This window comes from Pseudonocardia sp. ICBG1142, from assembly GCF_020496255.1.
GTDB lineage: Bacteria > Actinomycetota > Actinomycetes > Mycobacteriales > Pseudonocardiaceae > Pseudonocardia.
The window spans coordinates 254,941-275,764 of sequence record NZ_JAHLJC010000030.1 but is presented as its reverse complement, the minus strand read 5'-3'; the positions used below and the strand labels follow the sequence as shown (position 1 = coordinate 275,764).

16 protein-coding genes are annotated in these 20,824 nt (G+C 75.6%); 8 read left to right on the top strand and 8 right to left on the bottom strand.

Going from position 1 to position 20,824, the window contains the following annotated elements:
* Positions 1-7: 7 nt before the first annotated feature.
* Positions 8-382 (bottom strand): RNA-binding S4 domain-containing protein, encoded by a 375-nt coding sequence (locus KPL59_RS15365; protein ID WP_020625426.1) that lies wholly within the window; start codon positions 380-382, stop codon positions 8-10.
* Positions 383-462: 80 nt separating this feature from the next.
* Positions 463-1,263 carry an SDR family NAD(P)-dependent oxidoreductase gene (locus tag KPL59_RS15360; protein ID WP_226359053.1) on the bottom strand — a complete coding sequence of 267 codons (801 nt, stop codon included), beginning with the start codon at positions 1,261-1,263 and terminating at the stop codon, positions 463-465.
* A gap of 53 nt (positions 1,264-1,316) precedes the next feature.
* On the opposite strand from KPL59_RS15360, the gene KPL59_RS15355 reads away from it, so the two are divergent.
* Complete coding sequence (locus tag KPL59_RS15355; RefSeq protein WP_226359052.1) at positions 1,317-2,195, top strand: diacylglycerol kinase family protein; 879 nt, start codon at positions 1,317-1,319, stop codon at positions 2,193-2,195.
* 11 nt (positions 2,196-2,206) lie between these two features.
* On the opposite strand, the gene KPL59_RS15350 is transcribed toward KPL59_RS15355, so the two are convergent.
* Both KPL59_RS15350 and malQ read right to left on the bottom strand, forming a co-directional pair.
* Entirely contained in the window at positions 2,207-3,022 is an 816-nt protein-coding gene (locus tag KPL59_RS15350) for a 2-keto-4-pentenoate hydratase (protein WP_226359051.1), read from the bottom strand.
* A 28-nt stretch (positions 3,023-3,050) separates the two neighbouring features.
* On the bottom strand, positions 3,051-5,051 hold the full coding sequence (malQ, locus tag KPL59_RS15345; protein ID WP_226361200.1) for a 4-alpha-glucanotransferase: 2,001 nt from the start codon (positions 5,049-5,051) through the stop codon (positions 3,051-3,053).
* Positions 5,052-5,304: 253 nt separating this feature from the next.
* Here malQ and KPL59_RS15340 point away from each other — a divergent pair, with 253 nt between their 5' ends.
* The 5 genes from KPL59_RS15340 (at position 5,305) to KPL59_RS15320 (ending at position 15,386) form a co-directional block, all read left to right on the top strand.
* A complete protein-coding gene (locus KPL59_RS15340; protein ID WP_226359049.1) occupies positions 5,305-7,614 on the top strand; it encodes a carboxypeptidase-like regulatory domain-containing protein in 2,310 nt (769 codons plus the stop codon).
* Entirely contained in the window at positions 7,614-8,474 is an 861-nt protein-coding gene (locus KPL59_RS15335; protein WP_075308716.1) for an alpha/beta hydrolase, read from the top strand. Before KPL59_RS15340 ends, KPL59_RS15335 begins: the two co-directional genes overlap by 1 nt.
* 87 nt (positions 8,475-8,561) lie before the next feature.
* Positions 8,562-14,141: a SpoIIE family protein phosphatase gene (locus KPL59_RS15330; protein WP_226361199.1), complete on the top strand. Its 5,580-nt coding sequence runs from the start codon at positions 8,562-8,564 to the stop codon at positions 14,139-14,141.
* A 211-nt stretch (positions 14,142-14,352) separates the two neighbouring features.
* Positions 14,353-14,955 carry a cysteine dioxygenase family protein gene (locus tag KPL59_RS15325; protein ID WP_226361198.1) on the top strand — a complete coding sequence of 201 codons (603 nt, stop codon included), beginning with the start codon at positions 14,353-14,355 and terminating at the stop codon, positions 14,953-14,955.
* The gene (locus tag KPL59_RS15320) at positions 14,952-15,386 is read left to right on the top strand and encodes a rhodanese-like domain-containing protein (RefSeq protein ID WP_226361197.1); all 435 of its coding nucleotides are present in this window, start codon (positions 14,952-14,954) and stop codon (positions 15,384-15,386) included. Before KPL59_RS15325 ends, KPL59_RS15320 begins: the two co-directional genes overlap by 4 nt.
* On the opposite strand, the gene KPL59_RS15315 is transcribed toward KPL59_RS15320, so the two are convergent.
* Positions 15,332-15,934: a TetR/AcrR family transcriptional regulator gene (locus tag KPL59_RS15315; protein WP_020626311.1), complete on the bottom strand. Its 603-nt coding sequence runs from the start codon at positions 15,932-15,934 to the stop codon at positions 15,332-15,334. The genes KPL59_RS15320 and KPL59_RS15315 overlap by 55 nt on opposite strands.
* Before the next feature lie 110 nt (positions 15,935-16,044).
* On the opposite strand from KPL59_RS15315, the gene KPL59_RS15310 reads away from it, so the two are divergent.
* Positions 16,045-17,265: an oxygenase MpaB family protein gene (locus KPL59_RS15310; RefSeq protein ID WP_226361196.1), complete on the top strand. Its 1,221-nt coding sequence runs from the start codon at positions 16,045-16,047 to the stop codon at positions 17,263-17,265.
* A 16-nt stretch (positions 17,266-17,281) separates the two neighbouring features.
* Here KPL59_RS15310 and KPL59_RS15305 read toward each other — a convergent pair whose 3' ends face one another.
* The gene (locus KPL59_RS15305) at positions 17,282-18,484 is read right to left on the bottom strand and encodes an acyl-CoA dehydrogenase family protein (protein WP_226361195.1); all 1,203 of its coding nucleotides are present in this window, start codon (positions 18,482-18,484) and stop codon (positions 17,282-17,284) included.
* Between the two features lie 117 nt (positions 18,485-18,601).
* Complete coding sequence (locus KPL59_RS15300) at positions 18,602-19,420, bottom strand: SDR family NAD(P)-dependent oxidoreductase (RefSeq protein ID WP_226361194.1); 819 nt, start codon at positions 19,418-19,420, stop codon at positions 18,602-18,604.
* An 83-nt stretch (positions 19,421-19,503) separates the two neighbouring features.
* Between KPL59_RS15300 and KPL59_RS15295 the strand changes: the two genes are divergently transcribed.
* Positions 19,504-20,421 (top strand): LysR family transcriptional regulator, encoded by a 918-nt coding sequence (locus tag KPL59_RS15295; protein ID WP_226361193.1) that lies wholly within the window; start codon positions 19,504-19,506, stop codon positions 20,419-20,421.
* Here the strand turns inward: KPL59_RS15295 and KPL59_RS15290 are convergent.
* The gene (locus KPL59_RS15290; RefSeq protein WP_226361192.1) at positions 20,411-20,800 is read right to left on the bottom strand and encodes a VOC family protein; all 390 of its coding nucleotides are present in this window, start codon (positions 20,798-20,800) and stop codon (positions 20,411-20,413) included. The genes KPL59_RS15295 and KPL59_RS15290 overlap by 11 nt on opposite strands.
* Positions 20,801-20,824: the final 24 nt, after the last annotated feature.

The window sequence follows — 20,824 nt, the reverse complement described above, 5'->3', positions numbered from 1 at the left end:
CACCGGCCTAGGAGGTGCGGCGGGACAGCCCCAGCTGATCGAGCATCCGGCGGTCGCGTTTCGTCGGACGCCCCGCCCCGCGGTCGCGGTGGGCGAACAGCGGCTGTCCCGCGGCGGTCGGCTCCGGCGGGGTGTGGTCGATGTAGCACTCCTGCGCGATCGGCGCGCCGACCCGCTTCTCGATCACCCGGGTGACCTCGACGATCCGGTTCCGGTCGTACACCCGCACTCGCACCCGGTCACCGACCTGCACCGTCGCGGCCGGCTTCGCAGGCCGGTCGTTGATCCGCACGTGCCCGCCGCGGCAGGCCGTCGCGGCGTCGGCGCGGGTCTTGGCCAGCCGCACCGACCACAGCCACCGGTCCACGCGGGTCCCCTCCATTCGACCATCGTGCCATCCGGGAGGGCCGTCCGGGCCGATCCGGCCTTGCGGTCGGGCGGCGGCGGTCCGCTCGCCGGGCCTCAGTAGTGCACGACCCCCGGTGTCCCTCCGCCCGCGGCGACGGCGTCCCCGGTGACGGCGACCGAACGGGGCGAGCACAGGAAGGTGATGACGTCGGCGACCTCTGCGGCGGTCGTGATGCGGCCGATCGTCGTCGTCGCTTCGAGCTCCGCGCGCGCCTGCGCCTCGGTGATCCCCGCCGACTCCGCCCGCGCGGCGAGGGCGGCGGGCGTCCGCTCGGTCTCGGTGGCACCGGGGTGCACGACCGTCACGTTGATGCCGTGCGGACCCAGCTCCTGGGCGAGCGCCGCCGTCATCGAGGCCACCGCGACGTTGCGCACCGACCCCACCAGCGACGACGACTTCCGCGCGTTCAGACCGCTGACGTTCACGATCCGGCCCCACCCCTGCGCGCGCATCAGCGGCGCGACGGCCCGCGCACACCGCAGGTAGCCGAGCACCTTCGTCTCCAGCTCGACCCGCACCGCGTCGTCGGTGATGGAGGCCAGGTCGGTCGGCGGGCCCGCGCTCGCCGGTCGCGCGGCGGCGTTCACCAGCACGTCGACCCCGCCGAGCCGGTCCGCGACCACGGCGACGCCGCGGCGGACCGCGTCGTCGTCGGTGGTGTCGACGGCGACGGCGAGCACCTCCGGTGCCCCCTCGGCGCGCAGCGCGGCCGCGGCGGACTCCAGGGCCCCGGCGTCACGCGCGAACAACGCGACCCGGGCGCCTTCGGCGGCGAGCGCCCTGGCCGTCGCCAACCCGATGCCGCGGCTCCCGCCCGTCACGATCGCCCGACGCCCGTTCAGTTGCAGATCCATGACTCCCACCGTGCCGCAACGGTGGCGGGGCCGCAGGCGTCTACGGTGTGCGCGTGGCTGAGCCGATCGACTCCGTGCTGGTGGTCTTCAACCCGGGCAGTACCGGGGATGCCGACGTGCTCGCCGAACAGCTGCGCGACGAGCTCCACGCCGCCCGGCCCGAGCTGAGCGTGCGGCTGGTACCCACCGAGTACGCCGGGCACGCCCGGGTCATCGCCCGGGACGCCGCGTCCGCCGGTGGGCGCCCGCTCATCGTCTCGGCGTCCGGCGACGGCGGCTACAACGAGGTCGTCAACGGGATCATGGACGTGCCGGGCACCTCCGCCGCGGCCGCCGTCCTGGCCGCCGGGAACGCGAACGACCACGACCGCGTCACCGCACGGCGTCCGCTGGCCGAGGCGATCCTCGACGGCCGCCCCGAGCCGATGGACCTGCTCGAGATGCACCGCGACGAGGACCCGCCGCGCTACGCGCACTCCTACATCGGGTTCGGGCTGACCCCGGTCGTCGCGCTGCAGATCGAGAAGGGCGGCAAGGGCAGCATCCGGGAGGTCATCACCACGGTGCGGGCGTTCTGGGCGTTCACCCCGTTCGAGGTGGAGTTCTCCCGCGGCGACCGGCGCCGGATCGACAACCTGGTCTTCGCCAACATCGGCGAGATGGCCAAGGTCGCCGAGCTGTCGGCCACCAGCCGTCCCGACGACGGCCGGTTCGAGGTCGTGCTGCTGGAGCACCGTCCGAAGTGGAAGCAGCTGTGGGTGGCCGCCCGGGCTGCGTTCTCCGGACTCGGTCGGCAGCCGTCCACATCGGACTTCCGGTTCACCGCGTGCGGGCCGATGCCGGTGCAGATCGACGGCGAGGTCGACGAGGTCGCGGCCGGGACCGCGATCCGCATCCGCTGCGCGGCGGGGGCGTTGAACGTCGTGCGCTGACGCCCGGCCGGTCACGGGGCGAGGCTGAACTCCACCGAGCCGAGGTCGTCGCCGAAGCTCGCCCGGACCCGGGCGCCGCGGTGCACGGGCACGGGGGTGGTCGTCGTCCCCGTGGTGACGACCGTGCCCGCCTCCAGCCGGAGCCCGTAGCCGGGCAGGACGTCGGCGAGCCAGGCCAGTGCCGCCCACGGGTCGCCGAGAACGGCCGCGCCGGAGCCGGTCGCCGTGGCGTCGTCGACCCGGAGGGTGGTCGGGGTCGACGCGAGGTCCAGGTCGAGGGCACCGGGCAGCTCCGGGCCCAGCACGAACCGTCCGGCGCACGCGGCGTCGGCCAGCATCGACGGTGCCCCGGCCGCGACGAAGTCGGTGAACCGCGACTCGGGCAGCTCCACCGCGCCGTGCACAGCGGCGACCGCGGCCCGGACCTCCTCGCGGGTCGCGTCGGCGCCGACCGCCGCGCCCATGACGAACGCGAACTCCGCCTCGGCGACGGCCATGTGCAGGTCGTCGGAGGGCACCACGTCGCCGGGGGAGTGCCGGAACCGCTCGAACAGCGCCCCCGGCAGCGGGGCGTCCACGCCGATGTGGGCCTGCCCGGCGGGCGCGGTCGCCGCGAGCTTCCAGCCGTAGGACGGCCCGGCCCGCTCCGACAGCCTGCGCTGCGCGCTGAAGCCCTCGGCGAGACTGCGCGGGCGCAGCAGCTCCGGCAGCGCGGCGATCCGTTCGCCGGTGGTCCAGGCCTGCCACAGCGCACCGGCGGTGCCGTCGGCCCGCACGAGGTCGACGGCGGTCGGGTCCATTCCCGCGGAGGTGTTCTCGACGCTCATCGGGGCGGCATCCTGCCAGGGCCGCGGGTCAGTCGTCGTCGCCGGTCCGGGCGCGCAGCACCTCGGCGACGCGGCGGACCCGGTCGTCGGCGAGCGCGTCCTCCAACGACACCGGCAGCGGGATCCGCCAGTTCGGGTACTCGTCGACGGTGCCCGGCAGGTTGGGCTGCCGGGTCTCGCCCAGCACGTCGTAGAGGGAGGCCAGGACCAGCCGCGACGGCGCCGACGCCAGCAGCGCGTGCAGCGCGACGACGATCGTGTCCTCGTCGGTCTCGTCCGGGGAGTCGAGCAGCCCCTCCGCGGTCAGCAGCGCCAGCAGCTCGTCCCGCTCGGCGCCCGCCTTCGCCTCCTCGGTCGTCGGGTCGTCGAGCAGCCCCAGCTCGGCGCGCACCCGCACCTGCTCGCCGGCCAGGAACCCGGGCGCGGTCGGCAGGTCGTGGGTGGAGATCGTCGCGACCGACCGCTCGGGCCAGCGGCGCGGCGGGCGCAGCGGACCGTCGTCGCCGCCGGTCACCGGGTCGGGGTCGCGGGAGAACCACAGCACCGTCGAGCCCAGCAGGTTCCGCTCGGCCATGTCCTCGCGGATCCGCGGGATCACCGTGCCCAGGTCCTCACCGACGACCAGCGCGCCCGCGCGGTGGGCCTCCAGCAGCAGGACGGCGAGCATCGCGTCGGCGTCGTAGTGGACGTAGGTGCCGCGGTCGGCGGTCTGCCCGGACGGCACCCACCACAGCCGCCACAGCCCCATGACGTGGTCGATCCGCAGGCCGTCGGCGTGCGCGAGCAGCGCGCGGGTCATGTCGCCGAACGCGGCGTAGCCGGTGTCGGCGAGCCGGTCCGGGCGCCACGGCGGCAGGCCCCACGTCTGACCGCGCTGGTTGAACGCGTCCGGCGGCGCACCGACCGTCGCGTCGAGCGCGAGCACGTCCTGCAGCATCCACGCGTCGGCACCCTCGGGATCGCAGCCGACGGCGAGGTCGTGGATGACCCCGACCGGCATGCCCGCGTCCTTCGCGGCGGTGCGGACCGCGGCCAGCTGGGCCTCGGCCTGGCGCTGCACCCACGCGTGGAACGCGACCCGCGGGGCCAGTTCCTCGCGGGCCGCGGCGACCCCGGGACCGTCCGGCCGGCGCAGCTCCGCAGGCCACAGCGACCAGCGGCCGCCGTAGCGCTCGGCGAGGGCGCAGTAGGTCGCGAAGTCGCGCAGGTCGTCGTCGGGATGGCCGTCGGGGTGGCCGGCGCTGCGCCACAGCGCCTCCAGCGCGGACCGCTTCGCCGCCCACACGCGGTCGTGGGCGATCCGGTCACCGGTCGTCTCCGGACGCAGCGCGTCGACCTCGGCGCGGGTGACGGCGGCGGCGGCCGCGTAGGCGGGCAGGTCGGTGATCCGCAGTGCCAACGGGGTGGCGTAGCGGCGCGACGACGGCGTGTACGGCGACGGCTGCACCGGCGGCACCGGGGTGATCGCGTGCAGCGGGTTGAGCAGCACCGCGCCCGCCCCGTGCCCGCCGCGGATCAGCGCGGTGAGGTCGCCCAGGTCGCCGATGCCCCACGACCCGCGCGAGTGCAGGGCGTAGAGCTGCAGCATCCAGCCCCAGGTCCGGGGCGGGTCGGGCAGCGTCGGCGGTGCGACGACGACGTGGGCCCGCCCGGCCGTCGTCTCCAGCGCGTAGCGGCCCGGCTCCAGCCCGGCGGGGAGCTCGCCGTCGACGTCACGGGCCCAGCCCTGCTCGCCCCGCGCGCCGTCGACGGCGGTCAGCCGCCCGCGGCCCGGCACGGCGCGGGAACGGTCGCTGCGCAGCCCGATCGTCGGCGGCAGTGCCCCGGCGCCGGCGCGCTCGCGGGCCCCGGCGAGTGCCACGCGTTCCGCGTCGGGGGAAGCGACGTCGACCTCCAGCAACCCGAGGACGGTGCGGACCACCTCCGCGTCGATCCGCTGCTCGGTCCTGCTGCCGTCGAGGTACGAGGTCGCGACGCCGTGGGCGTCGGCGATCTCGGCGAGCTCGGGGGTCACCGGGTCGCTGGTCATGGGTCGATCCTGGCGGATGAGCAGCGGTCCGGCCCGGCCGCACGGGGTGAGACGGGCAACGTCGGTGACCGACACGCGGGACGCCTCCGCTCACCCCCGGTCAGGGGGTCCGCGGTGCTACGGTGCGTCGCCGGATGCGCCGAGCGGGTCACCGTGACCGGCCGGGCGGCGGGGCCCGGCGACGGGCACCTCCTCCTGGGCCGCACCGTGTCGTGGACGACGGTTCGCGCAGCTCCGGCAGGAGGACTTCCAGATGTCGACGTGGGCCCTGCTCGGGCTGGTTGTGGTGGTGGTGCTGGTGGCCGTCGGGATCGCCGGGTTCCTGCGGTGGGGACGGGGCCGGGAGGACGACGTCGCGTCGTCCGAAGAGGACCGTCCGCGCACCGTCGCCGATCTCGTCGACCGCCGCGCCCGCGGCCTCGACGACGGGTCGCGCAGGCCCGCGCCCGACCCGTCGCCGGCACCTCCCGCGTCCCCTTCCCCGGCGTCCCCGGTGGACGAGGACCTGCCGGAGCCCGAGGCCGACGAGGAGCAGTCCACGGACCGTGCGGGCACCGGGACCGCCGCCGCGGTGGACGACGATCCCGCTGACGCGGCCTCCGCGACCACGCCCGTCGCCGTGGTCGGCCCGCGGGAGGAGCGTCCGCGGACCCCCGCCGTCGCGGACACCGTGGAGGAGTTCGGCCCCTCGTCGTCGGCGCCCGACATCACCGAGGCGGTCGGCGCGGCCGACCCCACCGATGAGCTGCCGGCGGTCCCGCGGGTCACCCCCGACGTGAGCGCCGGGCCGGTCGGCCCGCCCTGGTCGCGCGGGTTCAAGGACGGCAAGCCGCTCGAGCCCGTCGAGCCGGCACCGGTCCGGCGGACCCCGGCCCCGACTCCGTTCGTGCGGCGACGGGCCGTCGCGGACCCGGCCGCCCGCGCCGCCGACGAGGTGACCGTGGCCGGCGGCCCGGGCCCGGACAGCTCGGCGCCGGACATCAGCACGCCCACCTCCGGGACCGCGGTCGTCGGGGACACGTCGACGACCGCCACCGGGGAGCCCGCCGCCGCGTCCTCGGAGGACACCGAGGGTGCCGCGTCCGCCGGGACCCCCTCCGCTGGTGCCACCGCCGGGGCCACCGCCGCGGGGATTGCTGCGGCCGGCGCCGCCGCCGGGGCCGCCGCCGACGAGAAGGCCGGCGACGAGCAGGCCGCCGACGAGCAGGCCGGCGAGGAGGGCGACGCCGAGGTCGACGAGGCCCAGCCCGCCACCACGGCCCAGCCCCGCGCACCGTTCGACCCGGACCTGGTCCGGCGGGTCACGGCACTGCCGTCGGAGCGCACGTCGGTGCGCGCCCCGGCCGACCCGGACACCGAGCGGGAGTTCCGCGAGGCCCGGGACCGCATCTCGACCCCGCACGCCTGGGCGGGCCGCGTCCCCGAGCAGGCCGGCGCGCCCGAGACCGCCACCGACACCTCCCCGGTGAGCCGGATCCCGTCGATCGGGCTCGCGGCCGCCGGCGGCCGCGCCGCGCGCGAGACCGGCGACAACCCCGAGCCGCCGCCCCGGCCCGCCCCGCGGGTCCTGCGGTCCGCGCGTCCGGGGAGCGGACCGCGGCATCTCGCTCCGTCGCTGCGCGGGACGCCCGCGGCCGACAGCGGCCCCACAGAGGACACCGCAGACGACCCCACGGCTCCCGACGACACCGCGGCTCTCGACGACACCGCGGCCCCCGAGGTCGCCCCTGTTCGAGGACCGATGGGAGACGGCTCGACGGAGGACGGCCCGACGGAGGACGGCCCGACCGCCGACGACACCCCCGTCGCCGCCACCGCGCCCGACACGACCGCCCCGGCCCCGCTCCACCGGGAGCCGCACGAGCAGGGACCACAGGAGCAGGAGCCGCAGGAGCAGGGACTGCAGGAGCAGGACCCGCAGGCCGAGGCCCCGACCCCGGACCCCACCATCCCGGAGCGGTCCACGACCGCACCGGAGGCCGAGGAGGCCCCCGTGCACGCCGGCCCGACCACCGCCGTCCGCCCCGACCGCGCCGAGGACGTGGCCCTGTCCGTTCCCCGGACCGGCCCCGCGCCGTCGACGGTCGTACCGGGCACCGCGCCGCAGGACGTCGAGGTCCGCGTCGTCGACGCCACCGACGCCCCGCTGCGCGGCGCCGAGGTCGCGCTGCGCGACCGCTCCGGCGGGCCCCTCGGCTCCGCGACCACCGACGCCGACGGGACGGCGCAGGTCACGGCGCCGGGCGCCGGGGCCTTCGTCGTCGTCGCCCGTGCCGACGGGTACCTGCCCGGCGTCGCCACCTGCACCGTCGGCGACGACCAGGCCGGCACCACCCTGCGCCTGGTCGCTGCCGCCGCCGTTCACGGCTCGGCGCCCGCGGGCAGCGTCGTCGTGCTCTCCCAGGACGGCGACCCGGTCGCCTCGTCGTCTGCCGCGGCGGACGGGACCTACCGCCTCACCGACCTCGATCCCGGCCGCTACCTGCTCGCCGCGGGCGACGGCCCCGGCGTGGAGGTCGAGCTCGTCGCCGGCGACGACGTGCGGCACGACCTGGCGGGCTGATGACCGGCACCACGGAGGTCCACGGCCGGCTCCCAGGCGTCGGTGGCATCGAGCTGTTCTGGCAGGGCCGCCTCCCCGCCGAGGAGCCGACCGGCGTCCTGCTCGTCAGCCACGGCATCGGCGAGCACTCCGGCCGCTACGCCACCGTCGTCGACACCCTGGTCCCCGACGGCTGGGCCGTGTACGGCCTCGACCACCGCGGCCACGGCCGCTCCGGCGGCACCCGGGTGCACGTCCGCCGCTACGACGACCTGCTCACCGACTTCGAGACGTTCCGTCGCGAGACAATCGCCCGCCACCCCGGCATCCCGGTGTTCCTGCTCGGGCACAGCCTCGGCGGCCAGATCGCGCTCGCCTACGCGCTGCGCCACCAGAACCGCCTCGACGGACTCGTGCTGTCCGCTCCCGCGCTGGCCTCCGACGCCGTCCCGGCCGCGCTCGTCCCGCTGCTGTCGGTCGTCGCGAAGGTGCTGCCCACGGTCCGCCCGGTCGGGATCGACACGTCCGCGATCAGCTCGGACCCGGCCGTCGTCGCCGACTACGACGCCGACCCGCTCGTGCACCACGGCCGCCCCACACTGGCCCTCGGCGCGGAGATCTACCGGCAGATGGCCGAGCTGCCCGTCCGGGCCGCCGAGCTGCGGATCCCGCTGCTCGTGCAGCACGGCACCGCGGACCGGCTCACCGACCCGGCGGGCACCCGGCTGCTCGACGAGCGCTCCGGGTCCGCCGACACCACCGTGCTCTGGTACGACGACTTCTGGCACGAGATCTACCACGAACCGGGCCGGGCGGCCCCGCTCGCGGACCTGCGGGACTGGCTCGACCGGCACCGCGACGCGGCCCGTCGGGTGACCTGACCCGAGCGATCTCCCGCCTCACCGCGCCGGATCCGCACCGGTGGTGCGATCCTGGGGCCGGAACGGCAGAACGGGGTGGCGCGCACGGTGGATCGGTTCGACCGGCGGACGGAGGACGAGTACGTCCCCGTCCGCGACCTGCTGGCGACGATCGACTGGTCGGCGACCCCGCTCGGCGCGCGCGACACCTGGGACCGCGAGCTCGAGGACACCATCCGGTTCATCCTGGAGAGCCGCCAGCCGCTCGTCGCGTGGTGGGGACCCGAGCTCGTGGTGTTCTACAACGACGAGTTCGTCCCGCACGCGGGCCTGCGTCATCCCGGGGGCTTCGGCACACCGCTGCGCGACGCCTGGCCCGAGGCCTTCGCTCATCTCTCCGGAGTTCTGGAGGAGATGCTCGGCGGCCGGCGTGACGGCATCTACCGGCGCGACGACCGCCTGGTGCTGCGGCGGTGGGACGTGCCGGAGGCGACGTGGTGGACCTACTCCGCCACCCCCGTCCGTGGCCCCGACGGCGACGTCCGGGGTCTGATCGTCTTCACCGCCGAGTCCACGGCCCAGGTGGTCGGTGGCCGGCGGATGACGATCCTGGCCGCGCTCGGCGAGGTGTCCCGTGACGCCCCGACCCTCGACATCGCCGTCGAACGGCTCTGCACGGTCCTGACCGACCTGCCCGACGACGTCGGCTGCGCCGTCGTGACGGCGATCGGCGCCGACTCCGGCCCACTGGCGACCGTCCGCATCGACGCGCCGCCCGCGGACTGGCTCCCGGACGGCCTCGACTCCGACCGCGCCACCGACGTCGAGTTCCTCGCCGTCGACCCGGTGGAGGTCCACGGCAACGACGGCGTCCCGGTCACCGACGTCGTGCGGTCCACGGTGTACACCCCCGACGGGTCGACCGGCGTCGCCGTCGTCATCGGGGCGCCGCCACTGCTCCCGCTCGACGACGACCACCGCTCGTTCCTGCGGCTGATCGCGGGCACCATCGGCGGCCTGCTGACCGCCGCGCTCGCCCGCGACCGCGAGCGCGACCGGCGCGACGACGCCGGCCTGGTCGAGCAGGCCTGTGCCGAGTACTACGCCGGTCTCGGCGACGAGTTCCGTGACCCGCTGGCCCTCGTCCTCGGACCGCTGGAGCGGCTGCGCGACCACGACGACGCCGCCGTCCGCACCCAGGTGGAGCTCGCGCAGCGCAACGCGCAGCGGATGCTCAAGCTCGTCGACGGTCTGCTGGACGTCTCCGCCCTGCAGACCGGCAGGTACGACGGCATGTTCGCGCCGACCGAGATCGGGAAGACCACCGCGGCGCTCGTCGACGCGTTCGCGCCCGTCGTCGAACGGGCCGGGCTGGAGCTGTCGGTGTCCTGCCCGCCGCAGGCCCGGCCGGTCTGGGTGGACCGCGATGCCTGGGAGAAGATCGTCCTCAACCTGCTCAGCAACGCGGTCAAGTACACCCGCGAGGGCGGGATCACCGTCGACCTCGCCCAGGACGGCGAGCAGGTCGTGCTGCGGGTCTCCGACACCGGCGCCGGCATCGAGGACGGCGAGCTGGAGGCGGTGTTCGACCGTTTCCACCGGCCCACCCGGCGGCACGGCCGCAGCGGCGACGGCAGCGGCCTCGGCCTGCCGCTGATCCGCCAGCTGGTCCGCCTGCACGGCGGCACCATCGGCGCGACCAGCGACCCCGGCGCGGGCAGCACGTTCACCGTGCGGCTGCCGCTGGGCTTCGCCCATCTGCCCCCCGAACGCCTCGTCCGGGCCCGGGTCGGGTCCCGATCCGCTCCGCAGCTCGCCGCGCCCTACGTCGCGGAGGCGCTGCGCTGGCTCCCCGACGAGCCCGCCGACGTCCCGCCGGTCCTCGCCCGCGGCCGCTCGGTGGACGGGTCGGTCGTCGACGGGCTGGAGGTCGACCACCGAGACCGGGTGCTCGTCGTCGACGACGACCGCGAGATGCGTGGCTACCTGCGCGACCTGCTCACCGAACGCTGGACCGTGCGGGTCGTCGCCGACGGCTCGGCCGCGCTGGAGTCCGCCCGCACCGACCCGCCGGACCTGGTCGTCGCGGACGCGGCGCTGCCCGGCAACGGTGGCATCGAGCTCCTGCGGGCGTTGCGGTCGGACCCCCGCACGGTCGGGGTGCCGGTCGTGCTGCTGTCGTCGCGGGCCGGGGAGGAGGCCGCCGTCGAGGGCTTCGCCGCCGGCGCCGACGACTACCTGGTCCGCCCGTTCTCCGCCCGCGAGCTGCTCGCGCGGGTCGCGAACCACCTGCATCTCGGCCGGGTCCGGCGGGCCGCCGAGCTGCAGTTCCGCGCCATGGCCGACTCCACCCCGGCGCTGATCTGGGTCGACGACCCCGGCGGGCACCGGCTGTTCGTCAACCGCGGCTGGCTGGACTTCACCGGCGTCGAGGACGCCGTGCAGGAGCTGGGCCACGACTGGCGCCGCCGCATCCACCCCGACGACCGCGAGCGCTACCGCTCGGTGACCTCCGCCGCCGCCCGCGCGCACGCGCCGTTCGAGGTCGAGTACCGGCTCCTGGACCGGGCGGGCCGCTACCGCTGGGTGCTCGACCGGGGCGCTCCGGTCCGCGACGGCGAACGCTCCGCGGGCTACGTCGGCGGTTGTCTCGACATCGACGTCCAGCACCGTGAGCAGCGCCGGCACCGCATCTACTCCGAGGTCGCCGAGTCCCTGGAACGGGAGATCACCCGCACCGGACGCACGGACCAGCTCGTCCGGGCCGTCGTCGAGGACCGGCTCGCCGACATCGCGGTCGTCCACGACGGCGACGCGGTCACCGGAACCGGCACGCTCGCCGTGGCCGCGGAGCGCTCGGCGCTGGAACCCTCGCTGTGGCGGCTCGCCCCGCTGGTCCCCGCCGCCGACGACGGCCGCCCCGAGATCCTCGACGCCGCCCACCTCGACGAGGTCCTGAGCCGGCTCGCACCCACCCAGCGCCGGGCCTGGACCCGGCTGCGCATGACCTCGGTGATGGTCGTGCCGCTGCCCGCTCGCGGCCGCACCAGCGCCGTGCTGACCGTCGTCCGCACCGAGACCGGCGACCCCTACACCGACGACGACCTGGACCTGCTGTCCGAGATCGGCCGCCGGGCCGGGCTGGCCGTCGACAACGCCCGCCTGCTGGAGCAGGAACGTGCCTCGGCCCAGCGCCTGGGTCTGCTGCACCGGGCCACCGCCAAGATGTCGGCCGCCGCGACCCCCGGTGAGGTCGCCGCCATCGCCGCCGACCACATCGTCGACCTGCTCGCCGCCGACCACGCCGGGCTCTGGGAGGTCCGGGGCGAGTGGCTGCAGGCGCTCACCGGGCACGGCTGGGACCGCGACATGTGGCAGCGGGCCGCCCGGATCCGGACCGACGCGCCGCTGGCGTTCACCGAGGTCCTGTCCGGGCACGAGCCGTTGTGGTTCACCACCGCGCACGAGTGGGCGACGCGCTACCCCGCGGCCATCGGCATCGCACCGGACCACGCCCAGACCATCGGCTACCTGCCGCTCGTCGCCGGTGGGCGCTCGCTCGGGGTCCTCGCGGTCGCCATGCTGACCGAACGACGGCTGTCCGACGCGGACAAGGAGGCGGCCGTCGCCGTCGCCGAGCTCGCCGCGCAGGCGCTGGACCGGGCCTCGATGCTGGAGGCCGAGACCGAGGCCCGCCGGCTCGCCGAGCGCCTCGGCGCGGTCGCGACCGGGCTGGCCAGGGCCACCGACCTGGAGTCGGTCGCCGAGGTCGTCGTCGAGCACGGCCGGATCTCGATCGGGGCCGAGGCGGTCGCGGTGCTCGTGGTCGACGAGGGCGGCACGCTCTCGCTGCTGCGCGAGTCCGGCTGGCCGGCCGACGGCCCGCCGATGCGCACCCCCGGCCGCGCGCACCCGCTGAGCCGCGCCGTCAGCAGCGGCGAGCCGATCTGGAACGCCGGGGAGCCCGCCGAGGGCGAGGTACGGCGCTACCCGGTGCAGACCGCGGTGCCGCTGATGGTCGCGGCCCGCCCGATCGGCGTCATCGGGCTGCGGTTCCCGGTCGAGCCGGTGTTCACCCCCGAGCAGCGCAGCTTCGTGCTCACACTCGCCAACCAGTGCGCGCAGGCGATCGTCCGCGCCCAGCTGCACCAGGCGGAGCACGAGGTCGCGGTCACCCTGCAACGCAGCCTGCTGCCCCAGCGCCTGCCCGACATCGAACGGCTGTCGCTGGCCACCCGCTACCGCCCCGGCACCCAGGGCACCGAGGCCGGTGGCGACTGGTTCGACGTCCTGGACCTCGGCGACGACCTGGTGGCGCTCGTCGTCGGCGACGTCGTCGGCCGCGGCCCGGCGGCGGCCGCGGTGATGGGGCAGTTGCGGTCCGCGGTCGCGTCGAACCTGGTCAACGGCCAGCCCCCGGCGCGGGCCCTCGAGCAGCTCGACCAGTACGCGCTGCGGGTGCGCGGCGCGATGGCCAGCACCGTGGCCATCGCGACGATCGACACCGGGTCCGGCGAGATGCGCTACGCCAGCGCCGGGCACCCCCCGCCGCTGGTCGCCGGCCCGGACGGGGTGCGGACCCTGTCCGAGGGCCGCGGCGTGCCGCTGGGGATCTCGGGTCGGCCCCCGTTCCCCGAGGCCGTGGACCGGATGGAACCCGGCGAGACGATCCTGCTCTGCTCGGACGGTCTGTTCGAACGCCGTGACGAGGTCATCGACGACGGCCTGGCCCGGCTGTCCGCCGCGTTCGACGAGCTGTCCGCCGCGCAGCCCCGCGACATGGCGGACACGCTGCTGCACCGGATGTCCGAGGGGATGGTCATCCCGGACGACACGGTCGTCGTCGTCGCCCGGCTGATGCCGCCGCCGCTGCGGATCGCGATCGAGGCCGACCCGAAACGGCTCGCCCCGCTGCGTCGCGCGGTGGCGGCCTGGGCCGCGCGGTGCGGGATGGGCCCGGACGCGGTCAGCGACCTGCAGCTGACCGTCGGCGAGGCCGTCACCAACTCCATCGAGCACGCCTACCTGCCCGAGGACACCGACGGGCGCGCCGGCGGCGACGTCGACCTGGCGTTGACCGCGGACGGCTCGGTCGCGGTGCGCGTCACCGACGGCGGACGCTGGCGGCCCCCGCCGGCCGACCCCGGCTACCGCGGCCGCGGCATCGCGCTCATCCGCGAGCTCGCCGGGGACGTGCACATCGACGCGTCGGACTCCGGCACCACCGTGCGGTTCCTGCTGCCCGCGATCCCGGTCGAGGTGGGCACCCCGGGCGCGGGCCCGCCGGTGGAGTTCGTCGCCGGGGAGCCCGAACCGGACCGCGACCGGGACGACACCTCGTCCGGCGAGGGTGACGACGGCACCGTCCGGGCCCGGCTGCGGGCCGTCCCGGACGCGCACGGTGTGCGGATCGGGATCGTCGGTGACCTCGACCTCGGTGGGGTCTCGGCGATCCGGGCCCCGCTGATGGAGCACGTCGACCGCGGGCTGCCGATCACCCTGAACCTGCCAGGTGAGGCGTTCGTCAGCAGCGCCGGGATGGCCCTGTTGTCGGAGGTCGCGCGCCGGATGCGGGCAGGAGGGGCCGCGCTGACCCTCGTCGCGCCTGCCGGCAGCCAGGCCCGTCGTTCGCTGGTCCTGTCGGGTCTCGACACCGTCATCGGCATGTCCGACGACGACGGCGCCTGACCCGACCTGTCCGGACACCCGCGGGGTCCTCCCGCGGGTCGGACGGCGGGTTGAAACGGTGCCCGTCGCTGTGATGGCATGCGGGGCATGAGTCAGGCAGCGACCCTCGGACCCCTGTGGGGGACCCGTCGCGCCGACCACTTCGACCAGGGCTGTCGCCCGAGCTGAGTCCCTCGACCACGCTCGCCCGACCTCTTCCTGGAGTACTCCCGTGTCCGCGCCTGCCTCCGTGCCCACCGGTCTGCCCGTTCCCCGCTCGACCCGTCCCGGGCACGGTCCCGCCCGCCCCCGGCCGCGTGTCCCGCACGCGCGGCCCGTCACCGCGCCCACCCCGTACGGCCTCGAGGACCTGCAGGAGCTGACCCGCGAGATCGCCGCCGAGGTGCGCGCCGGGCAGCACGAGGTCGTCGTCGACCCGGACCGCCGCTGGTACCGGCTGCTGCGCAGCGACGGCTTCGTCGACGTCTGGCTGATCAGCTGGGCCACCGAGCAGATCGCGGAGCTGCACGACCACGCCGGCTCGCTCGGCGCGCTGACCGTGGTGTCGGGCTCGCTGACCGAGCGCCGCTGGAGCGGCCCGTCCGGGCTGCGCACCCGCACCCTGCGCCACGGCCGCGGCGCCGGGTTCCCGCTGGGCCACGTGCACGACGTCGCGAACACCGCCGAGGCCCCCGCGGTGAGCGTGCACGCCTACTCGCCGCCGCTGTCGGCGATGTCGTACTACGACGTCGAGGAGGTCGCGGGCACCACCGGGCACCACCGCCTGCGCCGCACCCGCACGGAGCTCGTCGAACCCGGGCAGGGTGTCGGATGAGCCGCACCGTCGCCGACCTGCTCGTCGCTGCCCGCGCCCGGCTCGACCGGCCCACCCCGCAGCGCGCCGCGGAGCTCGCCGCCGGCGGGGCGCACCTGGTCGACACCCGGCCGGGCTGGCAGCGCCGCGAGGAGGGGCAGATCCCGGGCGCGCTGGTGATCGAGCGCAACCACCTGGAGTGGCGGCTCGACCCGACCTCCGACGCCCGGGTCCCCGAGGCCGTCGACCACGACGTCACCTGGGTGCTGTTCTGCTCGGAGGGCTACAGCTCCAGTCTGGCCGCCGCGTCGCTGCAGGACATCGGATTGCACCGGGCGACCGACGTCGACGGCGGGTTCCGCGCCTGGGCTGCGGCCGGACTCCCGGTCGAGCCCGGTCAGGACGGCCCGTCGGACGCCACCCGCCCACCGGACAGGCGCGCGTCCAGGTAGCCCGCCACCAGCGCGGTCAGCTCGTCGACGACGACCTCCCGCGCGAACCCCGGCCGCTCCAGCACGTAGCCGGTGGTCAGGTGCTCGACGGTCCGCACGACCGTCCACGCCGCGGCCCGCGCCGCGTCGGTGTCCCCGGCCCCGCGGGTCAGCAGCACCGTCGTGACCAGGTCGTCGATCCGGCCGGCGAACGCGGCGCGGCGCCCGCCGGGGGAGCGCGGCAGCTGCTCGACGATCACCCGCAGCAGGTCCGGCTCCTCGCCGAACGTGTCGAGCAGCGCGTCCAGCGTCGCGCGCACCGCCGTGGCGGTCCCGGCGCCCGGCCCGGCCGTGGCGACCGAGTCGAGGAACGCGCGCGAGACGCGAGCCTCCATCGCGTCGAGGTAGCGGTCCAGCACCTCGGTGAGCACCGCGTCCTTGTCCGGGAAGTACTGGTAGAGCGACCCGGGCGACACCCCGGCGACGGCCGCGATCCGGTTCGTCGACGCGCCGTCGTACCCGCGGGTGACCAGCACCTCCCGGCCCGCAGCGACGATCCGCTCCACCATCGCCCGGGACCGCTCCTGTCGCGGCTCGCGTCGCCGGGCCCGGCGGGCGGTCACCGGGGGCCCCGGAACGCGCGTTGAAGGCGAGCATTTGCTCGTGTCAGCATTCGTCCATGCTGGCAGAGCCGCCCGTCGCCCCGCGACGCTTCCACAGTGCGCCCGAACGCGCGGCGCGCATCGCCCGTCCGCTCGGCCTGGTCGCCGGGGTCCGCGACCCCGACCCGGCACTGCTGGCCGAGATCGGCCGCCGGATGCTCACCCGCGACGAGACCGGCGCCGCCCTGGCCCGCGCGATGGGTCGCGACCGCGACGACCCGCAGCGGGTGACCATGCGCGCCCTGCACACCGCGCTCGCCGCGGGTGCCGCACCGGCCGACGCGCCGCCCGCGCTGCGGGACTTCCTCGCCGCCGTCACCCCGGACCCGGACTGGCTCGACCGGGACCTGCTCGAACGCGGCGCCCGCGCCTACCGCAGGCTCGGCCGCAGCCGCGACGACGTGCTGCTCGGCCTGTCGCTGATCGGCGGCTACCGCTACGGCGGCCCCACCGAGCTGCTCGTCCGCACCGGCGGGCTCACCGGCGCAGGCGCCATGCGACGCCTCGGCGAGACCCAGGCGTGGGCGTTCGCCGTCAGCCGCCCCGGCGGCATGGAACCCGGCGGGGAGGGCTGGGCGGCCACGCTGCACGTGCGTGCGATGCACGCGCTCGTCGCGGAGCGGTTCGAACGCGGCGACCGCTACGACGTCGACACCCACGGTCTGCCGATCAACCAGTCCGACGCCGCGGCCACGCTCGGGCTGTTCAACAGCACCGCGATCCTCGGCTGCCGCCTGCTCGGACGGCACGTCCCGCGTGCCGACGGCGCCGCGATCATGCACCTCTGGCGCTACGTCGGGTGGCTCATCGGCGTCGACGACGACTGGCTGTTCGACAGCGAGCGCGAGCAGAACGCGTTCAACCACCACATCGTGCTGGCCCAGGGCGAGGTCACCCCGGCAGGCCCGCAGCTCGCGGGCGCCCTGGTCGAGGGGCTGCGCAGCGAGCGGACCGGCGGCCGGCTCGACCGGCTCCGCGGCGCCTGGGAGCGGCGACGGCTGCTGTCGCTGCTGCGGGTGTTCCTGCGCGCCGAGGGCCTGCGCGACCTGGACCTGCCGGTGACCGCGCCGTGGATGTGGCCGTCGCAGGTGCTGCGCAACCTGGTCGAGTCGCTGCTCGTCGCGCGGACGGCCCGGGGGCGGCGGTGGCTGGAGCGGCGCTCGGACCGCCGTGTCGAGGCCGACCTGGCCCGCCGGTTCGGCCGCGAGAAGCCCGGCCCGCGCGACCTGCCCGCCTGACCTGCGCCGGCCGGGATCAGGTGAACGCGCTGATCCCGGTCACGTCGCGGCCCACGATGAGGGTCTGGATCGTCTCGGTGCCCTCGAAGGTGTGGATGGCCTCGATGTCGGCCCAGTGCCGCACGACATGGTGCTCCAGCAGGATGCCGTTGCCACCCAGCAGGTCCCGTGCCTCAGAGAGGATCTTGCGGGCGGTCCGGGTGTTGTGCATCTTTGCCAGCCCCGCGACGGTCGGGGACAGCTTCCCCGCCTCGGCCAGGCGCGCGGACTGCATGCAGTAGAGCTGCATGCCGGTCAGGTCGGCGAGCATCGCGACGAGCCGCTGCTGCACGATCTGGAAGCTCGCCAGCGGCTTGCCGAACTGCTCGCGTTCCAGGGCGTAGCGCAGGGCGGCGTCGTAGCCGGCGGTCGCGTGGCCCAGTGCCATCCAGGCGCAGGTGCCCCGGGTGGTCGCCAGCACCGCGGCGCAGTCGGCGAACGTCCGCGCCTCGGCCAGCCGGTTCTCCTCCGGCACCCGGACCCCGTCCAGCTCGATGTCGGCCTGCCAGAGCGCCCGCAGCGACACCTTCCCCGGGATGACGGTGGCCCGGTATCCCTCCGCCGGGGTCTCGACGACGAATCCGAGCACCTCCCCGGAGTCGGTGTCGCGCGCCCACACGACCACCAGGTCCGCGACGCTGCCGTTGCCGATCCAGCGCTTGGACCCGCGCAGCACCCAGTGGTCGCCGTCGCGGGTCGCGGTGGTCTCCAGCGCGACCGAGTCCGAGCCGTGCATCGGCTCGGTCAGCGCGAACGCGCCGAGGGAGTCCATGGTCGACATCGCCGGCAGCCAGCGCTGCTTCTGCTCCTCCGAGCCGCACATCGCGATCGCCTTCATCGCCAGGCCCGCGTGCACCCCGAGGAACGTGCCGAGCGAGCCGTCGCCACGGTGCAGCTCCATGTGCACGAGGCCCAGCGCGAGCGGGCTCATCCCGGCCGCCCCGTAGCCCTGGATGTCCTCGCCGACGACCCCGAGCTCCGGCAGCCGCCGGAACAGGTGCCAGGGCAGCTCGGCGCGCTCCCAGTAGTCGTTGATGTCGGGGAGGACCTCGGAGTCGACGAACGTGCGGGTGTCGGCGAAGCGCTGCCACTGCTCGTCGGTGAACTGGTCGCGCACCGAGAAGAAGTCGGTGCCCAGGGCCTCGCCCAGCTCGGTGTACGGGGTGGTCGGTGCGGTCATGATCGCGGGCCCCTCGCCGTCGACGGAGACCTGATCCTCACACCGATCCGCCGACCCCGCCGGATTCGTGCGGTGGCGAACGAATCCGGTTCCGGTGCGGGCGCCGGCCCGCACCGGTCATCCGGCCCGGACCGGCCCGAACGCTTCCAGGGCCACGTCCTGCCAGCGCTCCCATTCCGCGATCTGTGCCAGGTACTGCGCTCGGACGGCCTCGAACGACCGGCCGAAGAACACCCGCAGCGGCGGGTCCTCGGCGTCGACGACGGCGAGCAGCGCGGGGACCGTCGCCTCCGGGTCCCCGACGTCGAAGGTTCCCGCGGAGTCCCGGACGTGGTCGTAGTCCGGCCGCGGCGCGCTGTGCCGGGTGGCGTCGAGCCACCCCGTCGCGTACGGGCCGGGCTCGACGTTCGTGACGCGGATCCCGAGCTCGCGGACCTCGCCTGCGAGGGACTGCGTAAGCCCCTCCACCGCCCACTTCGACGCGTGGTACGCGCCGATCCCGGGGAACGCGCGGACGCCACCCTCGCTCGTCACGGTGACGAGATGTCCGCTGCGCTGGCGGCGGAGGACGGGCAGGGCGGCTTGCAGCACCCACAGTGCGCCGAAGAAGTTGGTCTCCATCTGCGCACGGATCTCGTCCTCGCTCAGCTCCTCGACGGCACCGAAGTGCCCGTACCCCGCGTTGTTCACGACGACGTCGAGCCGGCCGAAGTGCTCGACGGTCCGGCGGACGGCGTCGATCACCGCCGGGCGGTCGGTGACGTCGAGCGAGATCGGGAGCACGGCGTCGCCGTGGGCGGCGACGAGGCCGTCGAGCGTGCGCACGTCCCGCGCCGTCGCTGCGACCCGGTCACCGCGCCGCAGCGCGGCCTCGGCCCACAGGCGCCCGAAGCCCCGCGACGCGCCGGTCAGGAACCACACCTTGTCGTTCGTCATGGGTCCAGCGTGCGTCGCTCCAGCACATGCGACAAGCGAGACCTGTGCACAACAGACATGAGCAGACCGCATACCATCGACTCATGGCCGAGCTGACCGTCGCCGGGTTGCGGACCGTGTTCGAGGTGGCCCGGCAGGGCTCGTTCAGCGGCGCGGCGACCGTGCTCGGGTACACGCAGTCAGCGGTGTCCCGGCAGGTCGCGGCCACGGAGGCGGCCGCGGGCTCGGAGCTGTTCGAGCGGTTGCCGCGCGGGGTGCGGCCGACGGCCGCCGGTGAGGTCGTCGTCCGGCGGGCGGGCCGGGTGCTCGCCGAGCTCGACGGGGCGCTCGAAGAGGTCGCCGGGGTGCGCGACCGCTTCGCCGGGAGTCTCGTGGCATCGGGGTTCCCGACGGCGACGGCGGTGCTGCTGCCGAGGGCCGTCGCCAGGACGCGTGCCCGGCACCCGGGCCTGCGGGTCGCCCTGCAGGAGGCGGCGAGCCCGGTCCAGGTGCGACGGTTGCGTGCCGGACAGGTGGAGGTGGCGGTGGTCGCGGTGGGCGACGGGCTCCCCGCGCCGGACCTCGACGGCCTGCGTGCCGAGACGCTGCACGTCCCCCGTGGCTCGAGAGTCGCCGTCGGCCGGACGCACCGGCTCGCCGACCGGGACGTGCTCGACGTGGAGGACCTGGTCGGCGAGACCTGGGTGGCCGGAGCGGGCCCGGCCGGCGAGCCGCAGTTCGGCGCGTGGCCGGGCCTGTCCGAGCCGCACATCGGCTACGAGGCGCGCCACTGGGCGACCCGGTACGGGCTGGTCGCCGCCGGGCTGGCCGTCACCGTGGTGCCCGGCCTCGCCGCGGACTCGGTGCCGCGCGACGTGCGCTGGATCCCGGTGCGCAACCCGGTCGTACCGGACCGTGCGCTGCTCGCGGTCACCGCCGGCGCGCCGTCGGGCGCCGCCTCGGCTCTCGTGCGGGCGATCCGGGAGGAGGCGGCGGCATTGGGTGCGCCCGCTACTCCTTGACCAGGCAGAACGGGTGCCCGATCGGGTCGAGGAACACCCGGAAGCTCGCCGGCGTGGGCTGGACGTCGTGCTTGCGCGCCCCGATCGCCAGCACCGCGGCCTCCCCGGCGTCGAGGTCGGGCACGACGAAGTCGACGTGCCCGCGCTGCGGGCGCACCTGCCCGGGCCACTCGGGCGGGGTGAACTCACCCTCGGAGATCTGCTGGAACGCCAGCGTGGCGCCCGCCCCACCCGGGTCGAGCTCGACCCAGTCCGGGTCGGCGTCGGTGGGACCGATCACCGGCCAGCCGGTGATCGCCGAGTAGAACCGGGCGAGCTCCATCGGGTCCGGGCAGTCGAGTGCGAAGAGACGGAACATGGCGATCGGTGCATCGGTCATGGTCGCAGTGTGCCCGCGACCCCC